The sequence below is a fragment of the Geobacillus thermodenitrificans subsp. thermodenitrificans DSM 465 genome, from assembly GCF_000496575.1.
Taxonomy (GTDB): domain Bacteria; phylum Bacillota; class Bacilli; order Bacillales; family Anoxybacillaceae; genus Geobacillus; species Geobacillus thermodenitrificans.
The window spans coordinates 1-2,218 of record NZ_AYKT01000044.1 but is presented as its reverse complement, the minus strand read 5'-3'; the positions used below and the strand labels follow the sequence as shown (position 1 = coordinate 2,218).

Genomic DNA, 2,218 nt, shown 5'->3' with positions numbered 1-2,218 from the left:
ATTTCTTCTCCCTTTCATCCAGATGTAATGAAGGCGTGGAATCGTGGGTTTGATGCTGGAGCCAAACGGCAAAATGAGTTGGACACAAAACTCATGCTGGAATGGCTTGGGAAGATTGAGGAAATCCCGGGAATCGGTGAAAAGACAGCATGGAAAATTCGTGAACATTTTCTTGATTTTATGAGGGAAAAGAGGGGATGGAATGAACGATAAAGAGCTTTTAGAGACGATAAAAGATCAGTTTGAATGGGGAGAGGAAAATTTAGAAAGCGGTATTTATAATCTCGAATCCGAAGAAATTAAATGGCTCATCGAACAAGCGGAAAAAGTGGAGCAGTTGGAGCAGGAGATTGAACGGTTGAAAAGTTTAGTTATGTATGCAGAAGAAAAAGGATTGTTAAAAAAGAAAATTTGTTCCTATTGCAATTCTATCTATTGGGCAAGACACGGCAATTCCAGATACTGCCCGAATTGCGATAGAAGAACCGTCTGGAGCAGAAAAAAATCCAAACGAACATTGGAGGAAATCGAATGATCTACATCTTGCGTCACCCGAAAACACACAAGGAAGTCAGAACAAAACGAAAATGGAAAGTGAGACAGTACCAGCTGCATGGGTACAAGCTCGTGAATCAATATGACCCGACAGCAACGCAGAATTGTAAATTATAAGGTCTGGACATAAAAAAAGACCGGACTTCTCCCGGTCAAAAAGGATGAAGGTAAAATATCGTCCTCAAACCATATTATACCACGGGAGGGGTCCGAGTGGTAAAGCAGTTGTCGTTCAAGCTCCCAGAAATCGATCGTGAAAAAACGAAGGAAGCCGTTGAAGCTGCCCTGGAGAAATATCGGTTCTATCTCCTTACGATTCCAGAGGAGCGATTGCCAAAGGTAACAGCCACATATTCACTTGTTCCTCCTGCTCACACCAATGCTTTTCACTCATCTACAGAGACAGCAGTGATTGACAAAGTGGATTTTGAACGCGAGCGAGAAAAATACATCGATTGGATTTGTCGTGGTGTGAACCGTTTGAATAGAAAAGAACGTGAGCTGATCGTGAAACGATACCTAAACGATGAGATGATGTACGATTATGAGCTATATAACGACATGGGAATGTCTGAACGGCAGTATTATCGTATGAAAGCTAGGGCTTTCTACAAATTGGCGTTTATTTTGAGGATAGAGGTTTATAAAAAGGAGGAGCAGATAGGCATTGTTTAGATGGCAGAAAAACGGCAGACTTTTGGCAGAAAGAAGGCAGATTATTTTGTGTCAGACATGATATGATGATAGCGTGAGATATTTTGAAGCAGGGCGTCACTCCGATCGGGGTGGCGTTTTTAGTTCACGGATGAATTTTAAAAAGGGAAACTGGTGATAATGAACGATGACAGTCGCTGGGTGGCAGAAAACATGAAGTGAGGTTTGCGGTTATGTATCAGTACGACGAGAAGGAAAAAGCGAAAAGAGCCTATGAACGGCACAAGTGCAAAAACTGCATATGGGCTAAGTGGCAAGTGCCATATCTTGTTTCCTGTCCATTTGTACGGTGTGTACGAATGTCGGAATTTGACGAAAAAGTGATATAGGAAAATAGTCTCCTTTTGTCGAATTGAGTAGGCGAAAGGAGAGGTGAATATGTTATATCAAAAGTTGGACAAAGAGATATTAGGAGAAAGGTTATTAAGATTACCATTAGTTTCTCATTTGGCACATCACAAGAGAGTGCAGTACACTGTTAGAGATTATACGCTACCTGGTAAAAATGATCTGGAAGGGCAATTCGTTCGAGATTTATTCACTCTTACTACAGAAGAAATAATTGATAAATGGTTCGGCGGTTTAGAGAATGCTTATGAATTATTGACAAGGTCACAAAGTTAAAAGCATCCGATTCAATCGGGTGCTTTTTTATTTGGAGTTGATAGCATGAGTTTCTACAAAACAAAACAATGGAAAAGGAAACGTGAAGCGATACTGCGACGGGATGAGTATCTATGCCAAGAGTGCAAGCGATACGGAAAGACGACACCAGCGAAGGTAGTACATCACATTATACCATTCGAGCAAAGGCCGGATTTGAAGCTACACAACGATAACTTAGTCAGCTTGTGCTTTCAATGTCATGAGCAAATGCACAACAAGATGACGAACGAGCTGACAGACAAGGGATTAGAGTGGGTGGAAAGAGTGGAACGGAAGTTGAGAT

The 2,218-nt window shown here is 41.3% G+C and carries 5 protein-coding genes; all 5 read left to right on the top strand.

All coding sequences use genetic code 11. The annotated features are described in order from the left end of the window. A complete protein-coding gene (locus DSM465_RS18530) occupies nt 1-213 on the top strand; it encodes a hypothetical protein (RefSeq protein ID WP_051358558.1) in 213 nt (70 codons plus the stop codon). Further along, entirely contained in the window at nt 203-535 is a 333-nt protein-coding gene (locus tag DSM465_RS0117760; protein ID WP_029761959.1) for a hypothetical protein, read from the top strand. Before DSM465_RS18530 ends, DSM465_RS0117760 begins: the two co-directional genes overlap by 11 nt. Before the next feature lie 233 nt (nt 536-768). Continuing rightward, on the top strand, nt 769-1,230 hold the full coding sequence (locus DSM465_RS0117750) for an ArpU family phage packaging/lysis transcriptional regulator (RefSeq protein ID WP_029761958.1): 462 nt from the start codon (nt 769-771) through the stop codon (nt 1,228-1,230). A gap of 417 nt (nt 1,231-1,647) precedes the next feature. Continuing rightward, on the top strand, nt 1,648-1,893 hold the full coding sequence (locus DSM465_RS0117740; RefSeq protein WP_029761957.1) for a hypothetical protein: 246 nt from the start codon (nt 1,648-1,650) through the stop codon (nt 1,891-1,893). Nucleotides 1,894-1,938: 45 nt separating this feature from the next. Beyond that, nucleotides 1,939-2,218: HNH endonuclease (locus DSM465_RS0117735; RefSeq protein WP_029761956.1), on the top strand; the 280-nt coding region annotated here is incomplete at its 3' end.

Bases quoted from the DNA above. Each gene is read 5' to 3' on its own strand.
- DSM465_RS0117760 (WP_029761959.1), top strand. From the start codon at position 203: ATGAACGATAAAGAGCTTTTAGAGACGATAAAAGATCAGTTTGAATGG.
- DSM465_RS0117740 (WP_029761957.1), top strand. From the start codon at position 1,648: ATGTTATATCAAAAGTTGGACAAAGAGATATTAGGAGAAAGGTTATTA.